We start from the raw sequence: 14,026 nt of genomic DNA, 5'->3' as shown, positions 1-14,026 counted from the left end.
CCAGTCGTTTATATATGCTCCGTCTATCGGAACGGATTTCGACCAACCAGAGGGAAAGGAATTCCAGTCGAAATTTCGTGTTTCACAGTACTTCTCACCGACGGTGTAATCGACACCGGGTTGGACGTACGGGTACGGACCGTCGGCGGGTGTGTTCTGTACGTCTCCGCCGTTGTCGACGTCCGGACGAGTTTCGTTTCCCCGTGCTCGATCGGTGAGTGGTCCTTGAGATAGTCAACAATGACATCAACTGGAACGACACCGTCCTCAACGCAGTTGTTTTGGAAGGGGAAGCCGCAGTTATCGAGCTCCCGTTCGGGATCGCCGGGACGAGTGAACATCGCGACCAAGTAGCACGCTTCGGGGTCGACCGACTCCACGTCGACGGCGAGGTTGATGAACCTGCGCTCGCGTTTCGCGGTCGGATCAACCACCACCTCCACGTTCGACGAGTAGTTCCGGACGTGGCCGTCCTCCTGCTGGTAGACGTACGGTATAAAGTGATCTTCGAGGGAGGCTTCCATGTAGTTCAGTAGTTGCTGCCCGTACGCCTCGCCGCGGGCCACCGGTTCGTTCATTGGAAACACTCGATAGAGGTGCTCGAGCGTGGTTTCGCCTACGGGAATCGCCAGTCCGTAGCGAAAGCCGTGAGTGACTGCCAGTTTAGCCCCGAAGTATCCTCGTAGCGCATCGACGGACAGAATATCCCATCCGCTCTCGAGGAATGACTGCCAGTCGAGCGATGTCTCCGTCTGCCTAATGACCGTATCCGGCGACTGATTGAGGGTGCCATCGCTCGAAACTAACGTCTTCCTGAAGAACTGCGATCGACCGCGCTCAATAGATCATCTGCATTGTAGCCTATACTGCATCCAGATTTTTCCATTATACCGTTGAAATTGAGGATATGAGTGCAGATGAGCAGATTGACGAAGAAGTGAGGCGAAGTGATCTCGTCCATAAACGATTGCGCGAATCACCGATAAAACGGTGGATAATGCTTGATGGAGGCCGATATACGATCACGTTCCTGTTCTCAGTCATCGTTTTCGTCACGTGTGCTGGTATCGGATTTGCTGGTTATATCCCGGTCACCGACCCTGACACTGCAACAACGTTGGTCGCAGCTATTGTCGGCGGAACCTTACCTTTCATCACAATTGTACTCGCAATCAATCAGTTGGTTCTCTCACAGGAACTCGGTTGGCCGGGCGATCTTACGGATCGGCTTGAGGAGATGACCACCTTTCGACACGAGGTCGAATCTGTGACTGAAACCCCAGTAAGCCCGGCAGCACCCGCCGATTTTCTGCAGCTTATTGTCGATACCGTTGTCGCTCAGACCAAGCAATTACGAGCTGATACAGATCAAATGACTGATCCGAACCATACTACCGTCGTCGAGGATTTTATTGAAGCGGTTACATCTGAGGGAGAACTTGTCTCAGACTCGCTCGAAGGGGCGGACTTCGGTACGTTCGATGCACTGTCAGCAGTGCTTGGTCGTTTCAATGGTGCACACCTATATGCAGCCCGAAAAATTCAAACATACTACGCTGACGAACTTTCGGACAATAGTCTTGAGACGCTTGATCAGCTTATTGAATTACTCGGTTACCTCGCAGTCGCTCGTCAGTCTTTTAAGACGCTGTATATGCAGTACGAACTCGCACATCTCTCAAAAGTATTGCTGGTCGTCGGCTTTCCAACGCTGCTCGGTGGTGGTATCTTTATGATGGTCTATCCAACACTGATCGAAACTATTGGTATTCCAATGTTGCTTGTAGTTATCGTCAGTGCTGTAATTACCTTCGTTTTCCTTCCTTTCATTGTCTTGCTGGTCTATACATCCCGGATTGCCTTAATTGCCTCACGAACTGCCGATTTTGGACCATTCGTGCCGCGCGTGGATTTTGAAGAAGAGGCACCGACTGAGGAGCGCATAGAATAACCGAGAATCAATTCAACGAATTCTGTTGAACTCAGCGTACGAAATAAGCGTCATGAACGGCAGTAGCGGACAGTGACCATGGTGCTGATGAACCATAGCCAATTCCTGACATTGAGAACTAATACTTGGAATCAGCTGATTTACGTAGTGATGGCTAGCCGAACAAACCCTGAGGGCAGTTAGCTCATCGGAGTGAGTTGTCTTTTACAGTGTGAACTATCCCGCCCTACTCGCCGCCTTCGGCGGTCCCTTGAGGGCGGGCTCTGTTGGAACTCTCAATGATTGATATTTTGGGGTTGGTGATTGCTAAGTATAGGCCAAGCGCACATCGGTCAGTATAGGCTAACAATTGGCTTCTGTTTCCAATTCAAGCACAGAGTAGTAAGCACGCCCGCCCATTTAGTCCACCATGGATCTCGGTTCAGGGAGAGATACTAACTCTTACTATGACTATCTTGCCCGTTGGATACTACTGGAAGGGAATCGACTCCTCCTGACAGGTGGAGTGGTACTCGGATTTTTCCTGTTGACATTGTTCCTCGTTTCGTACGGAATCATCTCCGTTGGTCCCCAAAGCCCGATTCAATCAATCCTCGGAAGCGGCGTTGTTGCTGGACTCTTCTCTCTGATCTCGGTGACACTGGCTATTAACCAGCTGATCTCCTCACGCGTATTCGGATCATTGGATCAGTTACAGGGCAAACTTGAAGGAGGAAGCGATCTTCGCGATACTGTCTCGGAGATTGCTGATCATCCCTCCCCGCCTATCCGTATAGCTAATTTCATTTCTTTTGTTGGGGAAACAATGCAAGAACAAGCAGAGTGTCTTCCGAATGACCATGACTTCAGAGATGACGCAATTCAGGAGCAAATTCAGTCATACAGTTCTGATCTGACTGCGTATGCGGAAACAGTTCAGCAGATCTCAGGCGAAATGCCTGCCGAGAAAGTTATTGCAACGCTCGCAGGCCCTGATTTCGCTCATCATCTTAATCAAACAGACGAACTTCGAAGTAAACAACACGAGAATCTTACAAAGGAGGAACGTGAAATACTTGATACGATCGCAGATCTCCTTGGTCTAATAACCATATTCAGACAATACTATAAGACAATCGCACTCCACCAAGAACTCGCCCAACTATCAAGACAATTCATTTTTGTTGGACTACCAGCGGTGATCGCGGCATTACTTGCTCCCCTTCTCTATAAAACGAACTCGCCGGTGGCACTCACATCGTATCCACACGAACTGGTAATAGTCATCACTCTTGCAATTGTTATTACACCCCTTGTAATGTTGATGGCATATATGCTCCGTATTGCTACGATTTTCAGGTATACTGTTTCTGTTGCTCCGTTTGTCCCGCCAATAGAGTGGCCATGGTCAGAATAACCGTATTGATAGCAGAATCCTCAGCAATAAAGATTCAAATCACTCATGGAACGCCCATATATTTGTGTCGATTATAAATATAAGAAACCGACAGTATGACGTTTATCACTAGTGGGAATATCATTAGATAGTACAGTTTTGATGGAACCTACTCAGACTCGGCAGCTACGTATTGCCGGTCAAAGTAGCCTGCAATAGGCGAAAGAACTGTCAAGATCCACTCTACCGCAGCCATAAAGTAGAAGAGATAGAGATATTCACTCAGAGAAAGGGCATAAATCACCGGGAATGAGAGGGCTAATAGAAAGATCAACTGCCACCATTTGGCGTCGCTTGATGGCTGAGAATCGCTTTCGGTTGCCGTATTCTTTCTATCCCCGGTCATACTTTCAGAGTCATCCCGAGAATTGGTAACAATGATAACTGCAACGGTAAGTTCGCACTTGCAACAAGCGGTTGGTTCACTGCTTTCGGCGTGAAACAAACGAAGTCGTCGTGCTGCACTAATCCTAGAGCCCGGCCAACACACGACGGTCCAGTTCGAAGCCGACGGCAAGGATGTCGTCCGCCCCTACAGTCCGACGACCCCACCCGGCACCGACGAGTTCGCGCTGGCGATCAAGCGGTACGACGACGGCCTCGCGTCATCGTACATGCACAGCAGATCCCCGGGCGACGAGATCGAGATCGGCGAGTTCGAGGGAAATCTCTCCCTCAAGGATCCGGACCGCGATATCGCGTTACTCGCGAGTGGAACCGGCCTCACTCCCCTCTTATCGATCCTGACGCAGTACGCACGGATCGGAAACGGCGACGCACACCTCGTCTTTGGCGAACGGACGGTCGACTCGATCTTCCATTGGAGTACGCTCGAGGAGCTTGCGACGATGCACGACAATGTCGAGGTGACCTACACCCTGTCGGACCCCGAATGGGACTGGCTCGACCGAACCGGCTACGTCCAGGACCATCTCGAGGACCTCTTTGATGACTTCGAGACGCGGGATTTCTACGTCTGTGGCGTTCCTGGAATGGTCATCGAGACGAAAGACGAACTGCGTAATCTCGGAACACCGGAGGAACGAATTCACAGCGAGGGATGGGAAGACGACGCAGTCGCTAAAGAATCGTGAGCGGCGCTGTGTCAACATCGTTGGCGTGTTTAGCGATGTTAGTGGTTGTATACCACAGGAAGGTTGAGACAATGTGCACGACGGATAGAGCCCTGCTTGATCTGATGAACGTGTCTATCAAGCCTGGAATATTCGCCCGGAAACTAGGACTTCGGAAACGGAAGTACTGAGGATGACAACCCTTGAAGTTGATGGACAAACGCGAAGCACAGTCACGGCGAATAACCACTGTGAATCTGTCGCCTACGAGTTGCTATTCGAAGTAGGAGCTGTTCAGACGTTTTGGGAGACGTAATATACACAATATTATGAAAGATGAAAGGAATAGAAGTTAATGATGACGTACGAAAACCTGGACCAAGACTTAATAAACGAGCTTCTAGGGAATGGGCGGACCAGTCTTCGAAGCCTCGCAGAAGAACTGGACGTCTCCGTCACAACAGTCTCGAATCATCTCAACGATCTCGAGGACGAAGGCATTATCGAGGACTACACGCCACTTATCAACTACGACAAAATCGGGTATGACGTGACGGCGGTCATGCAGTTGAAAGTAGAGGGAAGTGCTTTGTCAGGAATCACAGAGATACTGGAAGAGCACGAACAGATGCTCTCCGTTTACGAGGTCACTGGTGACTACGACGTCATTGCCATTGGAAAATTCAAGGACACAGACGACGTGAACGACCAGATCAAGGCATTACTGACCAATCCTAACATTAAACAATCGAACACAAGTATCGCGCTCAATAAAGTGGTAGAGAATGAACAATTCGAACTAGAACCTGAAGAAGGTTAACCGTTCCTCAGAGCCGATATCGGCAGGATCTACGTTGACCGGATTGCGGCGGACCCGACCGATGTTCCGGATCCGGTAGATTGGAGCGAACCGCGGCGCCACGAGATCTCACTGGAGACCAAAGAGCTAACCGCAGAAATCGCTCCAGGCCGGACTTTCGACTACATGACCTTCGACGGACAAGTTCCTGGCCCGATGATACGGGTACGTGAAGGAGACCGGATCCAGTTGGAGCTCACCAACCCCTCAGATAGCAACCTTCCCCATAACATCGACTTCCATGCCGCGTACGGACCTGGCGGTGGGGCTGAGGACACGACGATCACACCCGGTGAGAGCGCCGAAATTGAGTTCACTGCGATGTACCCCGGCGTTCATATCTATCACTGCGCCGTGGCCGGCTTCGACCACCACATCGCTGCTGGGATGTTCGGCGCAATTCTCGTTGAACCCAAAGACGGCCTTCCGGAGGTTGACCGAGAATTATACTTTGGCCAACACGAGATCTACACGGGCAAACAGGGCGAAGACGGCCAACTCACTTTCGACTTCGATGCGATGGCCAACGAGGAACCGACTTACGTTGTCTACAACGGCGAACCGTACGCGTTCACCGAGGAAAAGTACGGCCCCATCAACGTTGACACCGATGAACGCATCCGCATCTACTTTGCAAATGGCGGTCCCAACTTCACCAGTTCCTGGCACGCCATCGGGAATGTCTGGTCACGGCTCTATCGCGACGGCGATCTCGTCTCAGATCCGAGCCGGTACGTTGAAACCACGTCTGTTCCTCCTGGAAGTGTAGCTGCAGCAGAGATTGAGACACCAGTCCCCGGCCCCATCCACCTGGTTGACCATGCGGCTACGCGAGCAGTGAAGAAAGGTGCAATCAACACGGTTCAGGTCAACGGCGAGGAGAATCCCGAAATCTACGACGGTGGCGGCGGAGAACACGACCTCGGCTACGGTGACGAAGTTGGGTCCTTCGATGGATGGTTCGACGACGTGGACGACTACACAGGCGTCGTCGATAAGACTGGTGAGAGTCGACCAGTTGTCGGCGTTGGGACCGAGGGCAACGGCGGTCAGTTTGCGTACGACCCACCGGCCATCGAGGTATCGACAGGAACGACCGTCGTCTGGAAATGGACCGGCGAAGGCGGCTACCATGACGTCGCCCACGTCGGCGACGCTTTCGAGAGTGAGGTCACCCAAGAGCGCGGATTCACCTTCGAACACACGTTCGAAAATGAAGGAGAGTACAAATACGTCTGTACGCCTCACGAAACACTCGGAATGAAAGGCATCGTCGTCGTGACCTCCTAACAGCACCACGTGTAGATGCGCATAGGTCTTCCCACGTTACACGGGGAAAGCCTACGTCTCTAATATTTCATATGAAGGTAGCGAGTAAAGGAGATTTCTTTCTCCTCTCAAAGACGATCAATCAGCACGAATCGAGATATCAGGTTGGTGTTCGCAGTCGCCCGTTACGAACTGTTTTAACACTCGTTCTTCGACGCGATGAAGCGTCTCGCTACACGTCGATTTAGCAAGATCTAATTCATCTGCGAGTTCGACTAACGTGATCCGACGTGGTGTATCGTAGTATCCTCGATCGATTGCCTCATAGAGGAGCCATTGTTGTCGATCGGTAAGTAGTGACTCGGAATCTGCTTCTGGTTGAATGCGCTGGATCGTGAATTCGATTCCAAACTCTCGGAAGCTCTCACCGAGTTTCGAGAGTTGGTGCTGGGGAATCGTCGTGTTGAGCGCCATCGTTCCATCGCTGATCTCGAACGGCATCCTGAGCGGGACACCCGCAGACTGAATCGCCGTCAGTACCAACGTCGTCGTCGTCTCGAGCTGTACACGTCGACGATGACAGGCCGTCTCGAGTATTTCCAACTCGGTTACGGCGTCGTATGTGCGGAGTTCCTCACAGATGCGTGCAGCAGCCGTACCGATGACCTCAATCCGGGCTGCGCTCATCTCGTCAGTGGCAGTCGCTGCAAGAACCCGGAATCGGGTATCGGGGTAGTCGCGGGATAGTCGGCCGATCCATACATCCGCAGGGATCGTAACGGTAAGTTCGACGTAAGGCATGATCGTGGATTATCCGGAACTGATCTACGGTATCTGCAGCGATCAGTCCCTCTCTGTATCTTACTTTTAGGCGTACCTAAGAATAGCTTGGCACGGACATATTCGGCGGACACTTAAATAGTACCGTCGAACGGCGGTTTCTCCCCCTTGCATAAATACGTTCTGTCGATGATATTCGTAGAATTGCTAACGGTCACGTGGGCGGAACAGAAGAGTAGATGGACGTAATCAACCCTGCAACCGGCGAACGTGTGGAAACGTACGAGGCGGAGACGGTCGCCGATGTCGACGACGCACTCGCTGTCGCGAGCGACGCATTTGATCGGTGGCGAAACTGTCCGCTTCGCGAACGGGAGCAACTATTGGCTGACGCTGCGACGGAACTACGGACGAACGATCGATCGTACGCCGAAACGATCACGCGTGAAATGGGGAAACCGATTTCCCAGGCGCTCGAGGAGATCGAAAAGTGTGCGTGGGTCTGTGACCACTACGCCGAACACGCCAGTACGTATCTCAATCCTGATGGACACCCAAGTCCGCCCGGCGCCGTCGCGAAAACGGCATACGAACCACTCGGTCCACAACTCGCCGTCATGCCGTGGAATTTCCCCTTTTGGCAGGTGTTTCGATTCGCGGCACCGGCGCTTACCGCCGGGAACACCGTGCTGCTAAAACACGCCTCGAACGTCCCGGGCTGTTCTCGTGCCATCGAGAACGTGTTTCGGGAGGCAGGATATCCCGATGGAACCTTCCAGACGCTATTGATCACGTCGGATCTCGTCGACGAGGCGCTCGAAGACGACCGGGTTCGCGGTGTTACGCTTACGGGAAGCGGTCCCGCGGGACGAGCGGTCGCATCGACGGCGGGACGGCAACTCAAACGGAGCGTCCTCGAACTCGGTGGCAGCGATCCGTTCATTGTACTCGACGATGCGGATGTCGAGGCCGCCGCCGAGACGGGCGCTTCGGCGCGAATGCTCAACAGCGGTCAATCGTGTATCGCCGCGAAACGATTCCTCGTCCATACGAACGTCTACGACGAATTCCTCGAGCGGTTCGTCGACGAAATCAAATCTCTCACGGTCGGCGATCCGACCGATCCGGAAACGGACGTCGGGCCACTAGCGACCGATGCCATCCTCGAGGAACTCGATGCACAGGTTACGGCGAGTCTCGAAGCAGGTGCACGGACGGTGACCGGCGGTGAACCGCTTGAAAGCAACGGCGCGTACTATCCGCCGACGGTTCTCGTCGACGTCCCCGACGACTGTCCAGCCGCTAGTGAGGAGACGTTCGGTCCTGTCGCAGCGGTCTTCGAAGTCGACGACGAGAGCGAGGCGATCCGGACGGCAAACGAGACGGAATTCGGCCTCGGGGCAAGTATCTGGACGGAGGACAGACGCCGCGGACGGCGTCTCTCTCGAGAAATCGAAGCAGGATGTGTCTTCATCAACCAACTCGTGAAGTCGGATCCGCGCGTTCCGTTCGGCGGCATCAAAGACTCGGGGTACGGCCGCGAACTCTCCGAGGCGGGGATCAAGGAATTCGTCAACCGCAAAACGATCTGGGTGGAATGACATGAGTGAAACAACCGCAGCAGAGCTCCTTACTGCCTGTCTGGAGCAGGAAGGTGTCGAGTACGTCTTCGGCCTTCCCGGCGAAGAGATGGAAGCTCTCCTGTTCGCTCTCGAGGAGTCGGAGATCACGTTCGTTCCGACCCGACACGAACAAGGAGCGGCGTTTATGGCCGACGTTCACGGGCGACTGACAGGCGAGGCCGGCGTATGTCTCGCGACGCTTGGACCGGGGGCGACGAACCTGTTGACCGGCGTCGCCGACGCCCACCTCGACAAGAGTCCGCTGGTTGCGATCACTGCACAAGGCGGTCTCGAGCGGCTTCACAAGGAGAGTCACCAGGCGATCGACGTCGTGGACATGTTCGAGCCGATAACGAAGTGGAACGCACAGCTGAACGAACCTGATATCGTCCACGAATCAGTTCGAAAAGCCTTCAAAACGGCCGAGTACGAGAAACCGGGTGCGACACACCTCGAGTTACCAGAGAACGTCGCTGAGAGGGAAACGTCCGTCGACCCGCTTCCGACGCGTGACCGCGTTCGGACCGTCCCACCGGATAGTGAGTCGATCGACCGACTGCTATCCGAACTCGAGGCGGCGGATCGGTCAGTCGTTATCACGGGCAACGGGGCAGTCAGAACGCACGCTGCACAGGCGCTTCGAGCATTCGTCGAGGAGACGGATGTCCCAGCCGTCTCGACGTACATGGGGAAAGGTGCCGTCTCCGATGCGATGTCACAGTCGCTACTGACGTTAGATTCTGGACCCGACGGGGAAGCACTCCAGGCGATTCACAGGGCAGATCTCGTCATTTCCGTCGGATTCGATATCGCTGAACACGACCCGGCGGTGTGGGATCTGACCGAGACGACGCTCGTTCACGTCGACACCGAACCTGCGGAGGTCTCCGAAGCGTACAATCCGGAAGTCGAAATCGTGGCGAACATCGGGCGAACGCTCGAGGAGATAACCGAATGGTGCCGAGAAATAGAGATCACGGACGACGCAGACTGGTACGCACCGCTTCGAGAGGCGATCGTCGACGACCTTGAACGAACACCGGCAGCCGAGGCGCCCTTTACCGTTCGTGGCGTGCTTCCCCTCCTCCGAGAGGTAATGGATGCAGACGACGTTCTCGTTTCTGACGTTGGCAATCATAAGATGGCTATCGCTCGCCGCTTCCCGACGTACGAGCCCAACACCTGCGTCATCTCGAACGGGTTGGCGACGATGGGAATCGCGGTTCCGGGCAGCGTCGCCGCCGACCTCGCGACCGACGCCAATGTCGTCGCCGCGACCGGCGACGGCGGCTTCCTAATGAACGCCGCCGAAATCGAAACCGCAACCCGACTCGGCTGCGAGTTCACGATCGTCGTTTTCACCGACGACGATTACGGTCTCATCTCGAAGAAGCAACGCGCACACACCGGCGCATCCGTCGGCACTGAACTGACTAACCCCGATTTCACCACGTTTGCCGAAAGTTTCGGGATCGACAGCTACCGTCCGTCCACTCGAGACGAGCTCAGTGTGGCGCTGGAGGAAGCACTCGGAGGCGGGATGTCTCTGGTGGAGATCCCGCTTTCCTAGGGGCATCTTGACTACGTTATGCCTTCGAGCATGAAAGCGGCAATGGAAATTCGAGTCGAAGCCACGATTAGGGGCGGAGAATCCGTCGACCTGTAGTTCTATCCGTACCCGAGATGGACCGTTGCCGCTCAGTCAGCAATGGTCCACGCCTCATTTTTAAACTGAAACTAAAATCAATGTCCATAGCCGTCGGATCCTACCGCTTTGAACAGTGGTTGTTCCTTTTATCTATTGGCTGAATATCTTCGTCAGAACGCCCATTCGTCCCCCGGACCGACCATGAAATATGTCCGAGCACGACTCACTCCCCGGTAACTGGGAACAGAAATTTGATCGAACGATCTACGATCCGATCATGAACCGAGAGTATACGCGAATCGCGTATACGCACACGGACCAAAACCTCACTCTTCGTATCACCGACGTCCAAGAGCCGAACAGTTTCGGCGGCTGGGGATACTTCGTTCGAGTGAACGGAACCGAACCTGCGGAACTTGGCCTCGTCGAGGACCTCGAGGACGCCAAATCGATCGCGTTCGAATATATGGAAGCACAGTCGTCTCAAATTCCAAGTGTGGAAGCATAGCGTTCACACTGTCTAACCGTCCTAGTTTTTCGTAGACCCAACTTCTTCGTAGATACGCCATAGGTGTTCGGTACACCCGTCTATTCCTCCAATATCCCCGTTCTGAGACGTATCTCTCAGAGACTCTGTACCAAATCTACCAGTTTCGGTGTTTCACTGCGTAAAGAATGCATCCTAATCGGTGCTCTTCTCAGATGATTCTACGCGAATTTGACTTTCTTCGGTAATTATGATTGTATGACCAGCATATTCGAAAACGACCCGTGCAGAGTCAGTTTGGAGTACTGTCTCAATTACATCAGGGTTGATTGCGTCGTAAAGCGGCGGTAACTCTTCTGGATCGACACCCGTACGGGTAGCAACCTTGTCGACTACCCTCATACTCGGTGTGTCATCAGCAGTCATCCTGCGATTTCTAGTTCGTCGCTTCAGATATGTGAAATGGCGAATTGATTCGCGGCGTAGTCTAATAAGGGGTTGCTGGACAGTCAAGGATACAATGGTTTGCTACGGGCTCGATTCACCGAAGACACGGGCAACTGACCTGGATCGATTGTCATGTGGAGTACCGAGACTAATTCCCGCCCAAACGTCTATGGTATTGATTCGAATAGTATCAGTCCATCAGAGTCCCCGAGTAGAACGTATCAAGAAGTACGTCAACACAGTGCTTATCGATTACCTTGAGCCGTGATCTGGATCTCAATATTCGAATCCGTACTAAGTTCGGTACTGACGTCCGCAGACAGTTTTGCGAACGATTCCGGATCGGTGACGTCGATCTATCGTTCGAGTTGACGAACGTCTTCAATTTCTGCGATCCGCTCGAGTGCTTCCTGCGGAAGTTCGTAGGCGGCGTCGATGTGGATGACACCGTCAATATCCGACGGGCGAACGACCACCGAGTCGAGTAGTTCACCGTAGTATCTCTCGATCGTGGAGACGACGTTCGATTCGCAGTCTTCCCGCACCGTCAACAGGTACGCTTTGCCATCACTCATCGGATCGGGTGTATCCGCTGGAGTCGTCGACGAGCTTCCGAAGTCGATCGATTCCCTCGTCAGGGAGAACGAAACCAATGCGATAACCAGTCTCCGGAGAGAGTGTAATTCCCAGTTCCGAGTCGAAGAACGCCCGGACGACGCGTTGCCGTCGGACAAGTTCTCGAGCGACTTTCTCCCCGCGAGCAGTCACTGTGACCCCTTTCTGTTTCTCGTAGTCAACAAGTCCCTCGGATTCGAGCCGATCGAACATCTCTGTGACACTCGCCGGACTTACCTCCAGGCGGTCACTGACCGTTCCCGTACGAACCCGTTCGTCGTGGCTGCGAGTCAACCGGTATACTGCGATCAGATACCGACCTTGATGCCGGTCGATACATGTTTCGGGGTGGATGCAGCTACAACCCCTCCCAGATTGGCGCGTAGCACTCATCAGTACTGATCGGTATGTTTCTCAGTGAATTGGGCGTATACCCGAATGTCTTCATTGCTACTCTTATTACACGTAACTCGGTCTCTCTGCGCGGCTACGGTCAGGCTATAGATGTCTTCCCGACAATCGGGACCAACCCGCATCTGTATACGGTTACCGCGCTAAGTAAAGATCATGAGTTCGCCAACGGAACACGACCACAATCACGACCATGAGAAGGAAGCAGAGCCGATCACCGACAGAATTCACGACAACTCCTGGTCGGCGAACCTCGAGAAACCGAAATACGCCGCTAACAGCGAACTCGCGATTCACGATGCGATCGACGCGATCGAGCATACGACGGCTGGAAACCACGTTAATCTCGTCACACACGCCGAGTTAGGGCATCCCGAGACGTTCCTCTACGATGCTCTCGAGGACGAATACGACGGACTCAACTGGGAATACATCGATCAGTGCGGCTGCGGTGGCCACGTCACCAAAGTCCACGTCGAAGGAATCAGTAACTCGGCTCGTTGATGGCCGAGACGTCAAAATGGAGGGTTGATGACATTCACCTGATAGTGGATCACACCTACCTGCGTAGTCTAAACTAGCGAGTCTCCACCGGAGTGGCGTCAAACGTGGTCACACCGACAAGCCCACCGATTCAGCGGTTGGGCGCTAATCTACCCGAAAACTTCGACCTCGAGGACTACCTCGTAGACGGACCGGTTGTCCTCGCGTTCTTCCCGGGTGCGTTCACGCCGCCATGTACGAACGAAATGATCGCACTCCAAGAAAAGCTGGATCAGTTCGCCGACGCCGATGCCACGGTGCTGGGAATCAGCGCCGATTCGCCGTTCGCTCAAAGTGCATTCCACGACGAACACGGAATCGAGTTCGACCTCGTCAGCGACACGGATAGAAACGCAATCGAAGCCTACGAACTCGAGACCGACATTCCCGAACTGGGCCTTCACGGAATTGCTAACCGAGCAGTATTCATCCTTAGTGAGGACGGAACAATCCAATACGAGTGGACTGCGGACGACCCGACGAACGAGCCACCCTACGACGAGGTTCTCGACGCCGTCGAATCAGTATAGGGCTGTCGACAACGAACCTTCAATAGTGACCTCACCAGCAGTAACGATGTGAGCTAGAATGCGTGTTGAATTCAACCAGGATACGTGCGTCGGAATGTTCAATTGCGTCGCGGAGTGGGAGAAATTCGTCGAGGATCGTGGCGCTGGAAAAGCGACGCTCGTCGGGAGTGACGAGGTAGAACAAGATACGTACGTTCGAGAGGTCCCTACGGACAGTGAGTTGCAAGCGAAAATGGCCGCTCGAGTCTGTCCTGTCGATGCAATCACGATATACGACGGAGAGGATCAGCTCGTTCCGTAACGTATTCCGATACGACCAGTAGTGTCGGCGGTAAAAACAGTTTCCGGGAATTGAT

Annotated in this window: 17 protein-coding genes and 1 pseudogene; 12 read left to right on the top strand and 6 right to left on the bottom strand. The window is 53.6% G+C overall.

The window, feature by feature from the left end; all coding sequences use genetic code 11:
• Nucleotides 1-23 precede the first annotated feature (23 nt).
• Nucleotides 24-701, bottom strand: coding sequence for a 5'-nucleotidase C-terminal domain-containing protein (locus ATJ93_RS21035; protein WP_342768879.1), 678 nt, complete (start codon nucleotides 699-701; stop codon nucleotides 24-26).
• Nucleotides 702-907: 206 nt separating this feature from the next.
• On the opposite strand from ATJ93_RS21035, the gene ATJ93_RS21030 reads away from it, so the two are divergent.
• Entirely contained in the window at nucleotides 908-1,951 is a 1,044-nt protein-coding gene (locus ATJ93_RS21030) for a hypothetical protein (RefSeq protein ID WP_120246633.1), read from the top strand.
• A gap of 409 nt (nucleotides 1,952-2,360) precedes the next feature.
• The gene (locus ATJ93_RS23295) at nucleotides 2,361-3,347 is read left to right on the top strand and encodes a hypothetical protein (RefSeq protein WP_147376672.1); all 987 of its coding nucleotides are present in this window, start codon (nucleotides 2,361-2,363) and stop codon (nucleotides 3,345-3,347) included.
• 148 nt (nucleotides 3,348-3,495) lie between these two features.
• Here the strand turns inward: ATJ93_RS23295 and ATJ93_RS23290 are convergent, their stop codons facing one another.
• On the bottom strand, nucleotides 3,496-3,732 hold the full coding sequence (locus ATJ93_RS23290) for a hypothetical protein (protein ID WP_147376671.1): 237 nt from the start codon (nucleotides 3,730-3,732) through the stop codon (nucleotides 3,496-3,498).
• Between the two features lie 121 nt (nucleotides 3,733-3,853).
• Here ATJ93_RS23290 and ATJ93_RS21025 point away from each other — a divergent pair, with 121 nt between their 5' ends.
• The 4 genes and pseudogenes from ATJ93_RS21025 (at nucleotide 3,854) to ATJ93_RS24185 (ending at nucleotide 6,608) form a co-directional block, all read left to right on the top strand.
• Complete coding sequence (locus ATJ93_RS21025; protein WP_281271592.1) at nucleotides 3,854-4,480, top strand: ferredoxin--NADP reductase; 627 nt, start codon at nucleotides 3,854-3,856, stop codon at nucleotides 4,478-4,480.
• A gap of 337 nt (nucleotides 4,481-4,817) precedes the next feature.
• Nucleotides 4,818-5,279 carry an HTH-type transcriptional regulator Lrp gene (gene lrp / locus ATJ93_RS21020; protein WP_120246662.1) on the top strand — a complete coding sequence of 154 codons (462 nt, stop codon included), beginning with the start codon at nucleotides 4,818-4,820 and terminating at the stop codon, nucleotides 5,277-5,279.
• Nucleotides 5,280-5,297: 18 nt separating this feature from the next.
• Nucleotides 5,298-6,218 (top strand): annotated as a pseudogene (gene nirK, locus ATJ93_RS21015) (copper-containing nitrite reductase); the annotation flags it as partial.
• Complete coding sequence (locus tag ATJ93_RS24185) at nucleotides 6,210-6,608, top strand: halocyanin domain-containing protein (RefSeq protein WP_281271591.1); 399 nt, start codon at nucleotides 6,210-6,212, stop codon at nucleotides 6,606-6,608. The pseudogene nirK and the gene ATJ93_RS24185, both read left to right, overlap by 9 nt.
• Nucleotides 6,609-6,725: 117 nt before the next feature.
• On the opposite strand, the gene ATJ93_RS21010 is transcribed toward ATJ93_RS24185, so the two are convergent.
• Nucleotides 6,726-7,388: a helix-turn-helix domain-containing protein gene (locus ATJ93_RS21010; RefSeq protein ID WP_120246630.1), complete on the bottom strand. Its 663-nt coding sequence runs from the start codon at nucleotides 7,386-7,388 to the stop codon at nucleotides 6,726-6,728.
• 218 nt (nucleotides 7,389-7,606) lie between these two features.
• Here ATJ93_RS21010 and ATJ93_RS21005 point away from each other — a divergent pair, with 218 nt between their 5' ends.
• From ATJ93_RS21005 to ATJ93_RS20995, 3 genes are all read left to right on the top strand, one after another.
• Nucleotides 7,607-8,968, top strand: coding sequence for an NAD-dependent succinate-semialdehyde dehydrogenase (locus ATJ93_RS21005; protein WP_120246629.1), 1,362 nt, complete (start codon nucleotides 7,607-7,609; stop codon nucleotides 8,966-8,968).
• A 1-nt stretch (nucleotide 8,969) separates the two neighbouring features.
• Entirely contained in the window at nucleotides 8,970-10,559 is a 1,590-nt protein-coding gene (locus ATJ93_RS21000; protein ID WP_120246628.1) for an acetolactate synthase large subunit, read from the top strand.
• Nucleotides 10,560-10,845: 286 nt separating this feature from the next.
• Nucleotides 10,846-11,145: a hypothetical protein gene (locus ATJ93_RS20995; protein WP_120246627.1), complete on the top strand. Its 300-nt coding sequence runs from the start codon at nucleotides 10,846-10,848 to the stop codon at nucleotides 11,143-11,145.
• 174 nt (nucleotides 11,146-11,319) lie between these two features.
• On the opposite strand, the gene ATJ93_RS24615 is transcribed toward ATJ93_RS20995, so the two are convergent.
• The 3 genes from ATJ93_RS24615 to ATJ93_RS24610 all read right to left on the bottom strand — a co-directional run bounded on the left by ATJ93_RS24615 (nucleotide 11,320) and on the right by ATJ93_RS24610 (nucleotide 12,579).
• A complete protein-coding gene (locus tag ATJ93_RS24615) occupies nucleotides 11,320-11,550 on the bottom strand; it encodes a HalOD1 output domain-containing protein (protein WP_170155624.1) in 231 nt (76 codons plus the stop codon).
• A gap of 377 nt (nucleotides 11,551-11,927) precedes the next feature.
• Nucleotides 11,928-12,146, bottom strand: a complete 219-nt coding sequence (locus ATJ93_RS20990) for a hypothetical protein (RefSeq protein WP_120246626.1) — start codon at nucleotides 12,144-12,146, stop codon at nucleotides 11,928-11,930.
• Nucleotides 12,139-12,579: a metal-dependent transcriptional regulator gene (locus ATJ93_RS24610; protein ID WP_120246625.1), complete on the bottom strand. Its 441-nt coding sequence runs from the start codon at nucleotides 12,577-12,579 to the stop codon at nucleotides 12,139-12,141. The genes ATJ93_RS20990 and ATJ93_RS24610 overlap by 8 nt, the downstream gene beginning before the upstream one ends.
• Before the next feature lie 174 nt (nucleotides 12,580-12,753).
• Here ATJ93_RS24610 and ATJ93_RS20980 point away from each other — a divergent pair, with 174 nt between their 5' ends.
• The 3 genes from ATJ93_RS20980 to ATJ93_RS20970 all read left to right on the top strand — a co-directional run bounded on the left by ATJ93_RS20980 (nucleotide 12,754) and on the right by ATJ93_RS20970 (nucleotide 13,971).
• Nucleotides 12,754-13,101, top strand: a complete 348-nt coding sequence (locus ATJ93_RS20980) for a CGCGG family putative rSAM-modified RiPP protein (protein ID WP_120246624.1) — start codon at nucleotides 12,754-12,756, stop codon at nucleotides 13,099-13,101.
• A 137-nt stretch (nucleotides 13,102-13,238) separates the two neighbouring features.
• Complete coding sequence (locus ATJ93_RS20975) at nucleotides 13,239-13,670, top strand: redoxin domain-containing protein (RefSeq protein ID WP_245977759.1); 432 nt, start codon at nucleotides 13,239-13,241, stop codon at nucleotides 13,668-13,670.
• A gap of 58 nt (nucleotides 13,671-13,728) precedes the next feature.
• Entirely contained in the window at nucleotides 13,729-13,971 is a 243-nt protein-coding gene (locus ATJ93_RS20970) for a ferredoxin (RefSeq protein ID WP_120246622.1), read from the top strand.
• Nucleotides 13,972-14,026 lie beyond the last annotated feature (55 nt).

It is taken from the genome of Halopiger aswanensis (assembly GCF_003610195.1).
GTDB lineage: Archaea > Halobacteriota > Halobacteria > Halobacteriales > Natrialbaceae > Halopiger > Halopiger aswanensis.
Note: the sequence above shows the minus strand (reverse complement) of the source record. Positions and strands in the feature narration are given on the sequence as shown.

Coding starts and splice junctions, on each gene's coding strand:
- ATJ93_RS21005 (WP_120246629.1), top strand. CDS start 7,607: ATGGACGTAATCAACCCTGCAACCGGCGAACGTGTGGAAACGTACGAG.
- ATJ93_RS24615 (WP_170155624.1), bottom strand. CDS start 11,550: ATGACTGCTGATGACACACCGAGTATGAGGGTAGTCGACAAGGTTGCT.
- ATJ93_RS21010 (WP_120246630.1), bottom strand. CDS start 7,388: ATGCCTTACGTCGAACTTACCGTTACGATCCCTGCGGATGTATGGATC.
- ATJ93_RS21030 (WP_120246633.1), top strand. CDS start 908: ATGAGTGCAGATGAGCAGATTGACGAAGAAGTGAGGCGAAGTGATCTC.
- ATJ93_RS20990 (WP_120246626.1), bottom strand. CDS start 12,146: ATGAGTGATGGCAAAGCGTACCTGTTGACGGTGCGGGAAGACTGCGAA.
- ATJ93_RS20980 (WP_120246624.1), top strand. CDS start 12,754: ATGAGTTCGCCAACGGAACACGACCACAATCACGACCATGAGAAGGAA.
- ATJ93_RS24610 (WP_120246625.1), bottom strand. CDS start 12,579: ATGAGTGCTACGCGCCAATCTGGGAGGGGTTGTAGCTGCATCCACCCC.
- ATJ93_RS21000 (WP_120246628.1), top strand. CDS start 8,970: ATGAGTGAAACAACCGCAGCAGAGCTCCTTACTGCCTGTCTGGAGCAG.
- ATJ93_RS23290 (WP_147376671.1), bottom strand. CDS start 3,732: ATGACCGGGGATAGAAAGAATACGGCAACCGAAAGCGATTCTCAGCCA.
- ATJ93_RS20995 (WP_120246627.1), top strand. CDS start 10,846: ATGTCCGAGCACGACTCACTCCCCGGTAACTGGGAACAGAAATTTGAT.
- lrp (WP_120246662.1), top strand. CDS start 4,818: ATGACGTACGAAAACCTGGACCAAGACTTAATAAACGAGCTTCTAGGG.
- ATJ93_RS23295 (WP_147376672.1), top strand. CDS start 2,361: ATGGATCTCGGTTCAGGGAGAGATACTAACTCTTACTATGACTATCTT.
- ATJ93_RS20970 (WP_120246622.1), top strand. CDS start 13,729: ATGCGTGTTGAATTCAACCAGGATACGTGCGTCGGAATGTTCAATTGC.